Source organism: Mycobacterium scrofulaceum, from assembly GCF_002086735.1.
GTDB lineage: Bacteria > Actinomycetota > Actinomycetes > Mycobacteriales > Mycobacteriaceae > Mycobacterium > Mycobacterium scrofulaceum.
Window position 1 is genome coordinate 1 of sequence record NZ_MVIJ01000105.1, and the last position, 6,156, is coordinate 6,156.

General features: G+C 63.3%; 8 protein-coding genes. 5 read left to right on the forward strand and 3 right to left on the reverse strand.

Annotated features, from left to right (window positions below; all coding sequences use genetic code 11):
* Together BST44_RS28605 and BST44_RS28610 are read right to left on the reverse strand one after the other, a co-directional pair.
* Positions 1-1,480: TnsB C-terminal domain-containing protein (locus BST44_RS28605; RefSeq protein ID WP_244184979.1), on the reverse strand; the 1,480-nt coding region annotated here is incomplete at its 3' end.
* Positions 1,468-2,133 carry a TnsA-like heteromeric transposase endonuclease subunit gene (locus tag BST44_RS28610; protein ID WP_224112302.1) on the reverse strand — a complete coding sequence of 222 codons (666 nt, stop codon included), beginning with the start codon at positions 2,131-2,133 and terminating at the stop codon, positions 1,468-1,470. The genes BST44_RS28610 and BST44_RS28605, both read right to left, overlap by 13 nt.
* A gap of 929 nt (positions 2,134-3,062) precedes the next feature.
* Here BST44_RS28610 and nrdH point away from each other — a divergent pair.
* The 5 genes from nrdH to BST44_RS28630 are packed head-to-tail and all read left to right on the forward strand — an operon-like array spanning position 3,063 to position 5,805.
* On the forward strand, positions 3,063-3,296 hold the full coding sequence (gene nrdH / locus BST44_RS28615; protein ID WP_047323403.1) for a glutaredoxin-like protein NrdH: 234 nt from the start codon (positions 3,063-3,065) through the stop codon (positions 3,294-3,296).
* A 27-nt stretch (positions 3,297-3,323) separates the two neighbouring features.
* Complete coding sequence (locus BST44_RS28620; RefSeq protein ID WP_052955321.1) at positions 3,324-3,617, forward strand: hypothetical protein; 294 nt, start codon at positions 3,324-3,326, stop codon at positions 3,615-3,617.
* The gene (locus BST44_RS28625) at positions 3,617-4,897 is read left to right on the forward strand and encodes a toprim domain-containing protein (RefSeq protein ID WP_047323402.1); all 1,281 of its coding nucleotides are present in this window, start codon (positions 3,617-3,619) and stop codon (positions 4,895-4,897) included. The genes BST44_RS28620 and BST44_RS28625 overlap by 1 nt, the downstream gene beginning before the upstream one ends.
* Positions 4,894-5,064: an amidohydrolase gene (locus BST44_RS29950; RefSeq protein WP_089150878.1), complete on the forward strand. Its 171-nt coding sequence runs from the start codon at positions 4,894-4,896 to the stop codon at positions 5,062-5,064. Before BST44_RS28625 ends, BST44_RS29950 begins: the two co-directional genes overlap by 4 nt.
* A gap of 21 nt (positions 5,065-5,085) precedes the next feature.
* Positions 5,086-5,805, forward strand: coding sequence for a chymotrypsin family serine protease (locus BST44_RS28630; protein WP_047323401.1), 720 nt, complete (start codon positions 5,086-5,088; stop codon positions 5,803-5,805).
* Here the strand turns inward: BST44_RS28630 and BST44_RS30255 are convergent.
* Positions 5,781-5,948, reverse strand: coding sequence for a hypothetical protein (locus tag BST44_RS30255; RefSeq protein ID WP_156181200.1), 168 nt, complete (start codon positions 5,946-5,948; stop codon positions 5,781-5,783). The genes BST44_RS28630 and BST44_RS30255 overlap by 25 nt on opposite strands.
* Between the last annotated feature and the right edge of the window lie 208 nt (positions 5,949-6,156).

Here is a 6,156-nt window from a genome sequence, read left to right on the forward strand (position 1 = left end):
CGTTCAACATGACTCGTTGATCGCGATGCGTGGACCAACGCCAAGATCCGAAGTCCACCAATTGACGGGACACTATCGCTATCCATTCACGAAGTAGTGCCTCCAACTCGTCGATGAAGAAGAAGGCCTCTCGTTCTGGAGCGGCGCCGCGGGAGTACACATCAGGGCCCTTGTAGCCAGGCAGCTCCTGCAAGAACCTTTGACGGACGGTCAGAAAGAACCGCTCCACGGGGCCTTTGTCGTACGCGACACGCACACGTGCGGGTTGGATCGAGATGCCAAGTTGCCGGCAGGTGCTCGCCACTTGCTCTGAGACGTAGATCTTGCCGTGATCAACGACCAGTGTCTCCGGCACGATTGCGGGCGCCGCCGCGAACACGCTTTTGCAGTGAAGCGCTTCGTCTTCGACCAGCACTGATCGTGGCACACCGTGCGGTGGCCACACGGCCTCAGCGGGCCAGTCCGCACCGGCCGGCGCTGGGCGAAATGATTGATAAAGGACTGCAGCGACATCGATCGACTTCGTCGTCGGGCTCAATCGCATACCGGTGATGCACCGCGAGTACCAGTCCATCGACACGGTGAGTTCCACACCTACCCATTTCAGGGTGTGTGGATCCATGGCGTACACGTCAAGCGGTGTGGTGTCCATCAGCAGGTACTCGCCCGGCCGGGAAGGGTGCAACTGTCCGTACGGCCGATCCGGGCGGGCCGCGATGTCACGGATGCGCTTGGTGCTCGGCCGAAACAGTGGTTGGGTCAGCTCAAGCCGTCGCAAGATTCGATACGCCGTAGCTGGTGAGGGCAACCGCACGACACCCTTACCGTAGGTGGCGTTCAATCGTGCTTCGGCGTGGTTGATGATCAGGTCCATCGTCGGCTTCGACAAGTCCGTGTATTCGCGCATGATGTCTGATGCGGTCTGTTCGAATAACGCGAACTTGTTGCTGCCCAGAGCAGAATGAATCGCCTTCGCCGACAGCAATCCGACCTCGCCCTCGGCTTCATAGGCGCTAACCCAGCGCTCGATCGTACGCCGTCCGATGCCCAGCTCGTTCGCCTTGACGGCGAGACGTTTCATCCGCGGATTGGCGCTTTTGTAAGCAGACCGCGGTTCGTGCGGTAGCGCCGTTGCAGCGGAACCGGATCGATAACCCGTCACAACCTCGCGCACGTGTGCTGCGCGATCACGTGCATCGCAGCGCGCTTGCTCGGACACCGCGGCCCATTTAACCGATGGCGGGTATTCGGTGGAGCCGGTGATTTCGATGTCGAGGTCGTCGCTCAAGAGACGGCATCTCTGAGAGGGTCTCACTTCATCGAGCGCGAAACGGTGCACCGTGTCCCGTCGCAGCTCTCTCGCAAGGACCTCCGGCATGCCGGCGACCGGATGCATCTCGATGACTTCCAGGACCTCCCCGTCATAGATGAATTGCGTGCCCACACCTATGCGCACAGCGGCGGGCTTCACGATGCCCACTCAAGCACTGTTGATCGTTCAAGCCGAACATCTAGGTTTACCTCGAGCTCGTGGCGCCACAGCATGCTCAGCAACGCCGAACGGACCAGTGGTCGCGGGTGTCCCTCGATGAGCTTTTCAGCCTCGTCGATGGATCGACCGGCGAGATCTGCCCGCCGACAACGCAATTCAGCTAGAACGTCCTGGTTTATGAGCCACTCGCGCCGATAGCCCGCCAGGAAACGCACGTTGGCGAGGCGCACGGCGACCGGCTCATTCACCACCAAGTAGGACCAGCCCAACGATTCGACGATGTCCTTCGTCCACGCGCACAACCTCACGATCCGTGGATTAGTCACCCTTTCGGAGCGCACGACGTCCACCACAACCGGTCCTTCGTCGCTGTCCCAAAGGTAATCCAAAATGTGGCGCCGTTCCTGCCCGTCGACCTCGGCGGTCAATCGAAAAGGCTGCGCCACAATGCGATGCACAGTCACATCAAAATCCGCCAGGATAAGGTTCGCCAGCTCGAGGCGCGACTCGTAAATGACGTGATCGCGCTCAGTCGCCGACCAATACGTGCCCGAGTAGTGACGCTGCCCGAAATACCAGCGGAACGTGCGCCACGGCGCTGCGCGAAACAATGCTGCCGGCGACACCTCACCAGCCGGCACACACCGTTGCTCCCCCGCCGCAGACCGATACGCAACGGCCGCGGAACTCAAATCAACCCTGACTGATTCCGACATCACCACACCACGCGGTTAACCGCGACACCCCAGCGTCTCACCTTCTGCGGGTTTTGGCGCGAAAACAGTGTTAATAAGCGCGGTGCACCAACTAGCGCGACTAACTACTTTCTCAACTTCATGACGGATTCGCCAAGCGTTCGCCATTCCTGTGAGAAGTTCGCCATGCAAAATGAGAACCTACAGCGGCGGGGGAACTTTCCAGTTGCTGGCGTGAAACATGTTGCGCCCTCTGGCCATCCGATTGTCACCGGCCGGGCCGCTACCTGCAAGGCGCCCGGCCTCTGCGTTGCCGCGGGCCGGTGGCTCGTGAACGTTTCCCCGAGCCGCTCGCTGAGGCTCGCTGGGAAAACTTCACGCCCGGGCCTTGCACTCCACGGCCCTCTGGCCGGTTTAAATCGTGAATGCCAGAGTGACGAAAAGAATGGCAGCAATGACAACAAAATGACATGCAAGTAGGTGCTGCCAGTGGGCGTGTATCGCCTGACCGCCTGGGGCTGGGTTAATGACGGAATGGGATAGAAAGGGATTTAATAAGTGCATATGTGCGTCATTTACCGCCAAGTCGCGTGTACCGAGAATCAGCGTGAATCCCCGGTGCAGTTGCCTGGCCCGCAGCCTCGCCTTCCTGCCTGGCGAGAGGTACGAAATGCGCGGTCTGACAGCAGGTATGGCCTGCGTTCATCTCGGCGACCGTCGCAGGGAGGGGGAGGTTATGCCCGGCGTCCAATCGTTGTGGAGAACAATCCACAATTGCCTGGATTTCTTTTGCGCGACTATGGCATAGGGCCACTCACGACAGTAATATTTGATTATCGAAACGCAGCACCAGCCATTTACGAAGGAGGCGACTAATGTCTCAAATCACGGTTTACACGAAACCGGCCTGCGTCCAATGCACCGCTACATTCAAGGCGCTCGACAATCAGGGCATCAAATACCAGAAAATCGATGTCACTGAAAATCCCGAGGCCCGCGAATACGTGATGAGCCTGGGATACCTGGGCGCGCCCGTCGTCTACGTCTCCCCCACGGAGCACTGGTCGGGTTTCCGTCCGGATCGCGTCGCCCGCTTGACCGCCGCCTAGACCCGTTGATTGGAAAGGACCCACCCGATGTACACCGACGCCGCCCTCGAGCAAGCAGTCGCCGAGTTCGCCGAACTGGACAGCATTGAGCGCATCGCGGAAACGCGAAGCCACTTACTCAACCATTTGGCCGACGCCGTGAAGGCCCTGCAACAGGCCGCAGACAGTTTGGACCGGTTGCGCGGTAACACCATCTACGACGTCGAGTTCGTCGACGGCCGCGACGGCCGCGATGTCGCCACCTTCCTCGACGACAGCATTCGCCACACCCGCGCGGCCTACGCCGTGGTGCACACGGTCATCGACAAGGAGACTCCGTGATGGCCAGCCCAGCGCAGACCCGGTGCCCCGGAAGCGCTTTGGACCAGGTGCGGGATGCTCTGCAGGTGGCCGGGCAGACCATCCGGCCGCGCGGCGGTGACGCCTTTATGGCCAGCTGCCCCCTGCACACCGACCACTCCCCCTCACTGTCGGTGGGGTGGCGCGACAACACCCGCGCCGGGGCAGGCGGAGCGGTGCTGCTGCACTGCTTTAGCTGCCAGGCCCCTGCTGCCGAGATCGCCGGTGCTCTCGGTCTGCGCCTGGCCGATCTGTTCGACAACCCCGCTCCCACAACCCGTCACAGCGCGACCCGCGCTGCACAACCGAAGGCGCCCCGCCGAGCTCGCGGATTAGGGCCGTTGCCCGCGCGGATCACCGCGTCCCGCGAACACGTCGAGCACCGGTGGCGCAGGGTCCGGGTCTACACCTACCTGACCCTGTCCGACGAACCAGTGCAGCAGGTCATTCGCGAAGAATGCACATGCACCGGGCGCCCCCACAAGCAGTTCCGGCAGCGCTACCGTGACGGGCGCCAATGGGTATATCGCAAGCCGCACGGATTCACCCCGGTGCTCTACCGCCCCAATGCAATTCAGCACGCGGCCAAGACCGGCGCATGGGTGTGGGTCACCGAAGGTGAGAAGGACGCCGACACCCTGACCGCGCTGGGTCGCTTGGCCACCACCAACGCCCAAGGGGCCGCCAACTTCCCCGCCGAGCTCATCGACGCATTCGCCGGAGTCAACGTCGCCATCGTGGCCGACCGGGATCTCGCCGGATATCAACGCGCGATCAACCTGCATGAACGCCTGCAGGGCAGGGCCGCCCAGGTGGTCCTCCTCACGCCGGCCATCGAGGTCGACAAAGCCGACGTCACTGATCACGTCAACTCCGGCCTGTGGGAGCGCAGCGACCTCTTCGGCGGTTTCACGATCATCACTCCGGCCGAGCTATACGCCTTGGCCGCGGCCGCCAAGGCCCGCTGGGCCGCCGATCGTTTCGACACCGCTCTGCAGGAGGCCCGAGCCCACCATGACCGGCGCGGCCTGGTGCACGGCAGCGCCCGCAACGCGGCACGCTGGCTCGCCGAAGCCGCCGCCCAGCTGCGCGCAGTGCAGGACACCCACGACGAGCTTCAGCACCACAGCAACCAGCACCGCTCACCCGTGGCAGGTCGTGCAGCAGAGGCCGTCGAAACGCTTCTACAGCGGCTCATCGTCGACTACCGGCGCAGTACCCGTCGCCCACCAACTCACCCCGATTTCAAGGAGTCTGCATGACAACGCGTTTCGAGATCGCCATTACCAACCGCGCGGCCGCAGCCATCGCCGCCGCCGCCGGCCGGCCTGGGCCCGCGGCCAACACCGCCCGTGCCTGGATCGACAGCATGACCGCGCGCGCGCAACTGCGCTCCGAACGCCGCGTGCGCCACACGCGGGCCGCCTAGAACCTGAAAGGTGACCGACCCATGCGCACCACAACCCACCGATCCGCCGCAACCGTCGCCAGCCTGGCCGCCGCCGCAGCGCTGGCACTGACCAGCTCGCCCTCGTCACACGCCGCCCTGACCGTCGTCAGCCCCGGCGACGAGGTCGACTACATCAACCCCGGCGGGCGCAACCAGTTCTGCACGATCGGATACGTCTACACCGGCGCAGACATGCACACCTACGCCATCACCGCCGGACACTGCCGCGCCGACTCGAGAGCAGGGTATGCGCGTGACAAGCGCAACGGGCTCACCGGAGACTTCGTGCGCAGCGTGTTCGAACCTCCCCGCAGCGGCGGCGCGGACTATGCACTGATCGACTTCAGCACGAACTCATTGGCGTCGGCCTTCATCACCGACCACCGCATGCCCTTCATCGATGGCTACCCCGAGCCCCAAATCGGCGAGACCGTCTGCCGTATGGGAGTTTCCAGCGGTCAGCAATGCGGCCAGATCACCGCCAGCCAAGGCGAAGATCAATACCTGACTACCGGGATGCCGCCGAGCATCCCCGGTGATTCCGGAGGCCCGGTCTGGACGTCAACCGCCCACGGATTCCCGCAAATTATCGGGATCTGGCTGGGAGAAAAGACGACAGCGGCAGGGCAAGAGTATGGTCGCTTCGCGTCGCTATCGAGCGGCCTCCGAGCCCTCAACGCACCTGGCCGTCTTGGTCAGAACTCCAGCAGCCCCGAGTAGTCGGCGCGAGGATAGGACACATCGCACACCATTGTGGGCGGTGACCAGTGACCGTTGACCAGCCAGTCGATCACCGGCGCCGGGGCGCGTTGCGTTTCCACCAGCTCCTGCAACACTGCCGCTTCAACTGCTGTTTCGATCACCGTCTCAGGCTACCTGCGTCGCGGCCGCCGCCGCGACCTTAGTCGCGCCGCAATCTGACGCCAATCCTCCGGCAGGCAGGGCTCGGCATCCGTTCGCGTTTTCCGGTCACGGTGTCGGCGGGAGCGCCCCCCCCGCCCCCCCCCCCGGCCCCGGCGGGGGCGCAACGCGGAGGCCCACACCGTGAGTATCCCACAGCCGGGGGCAGAC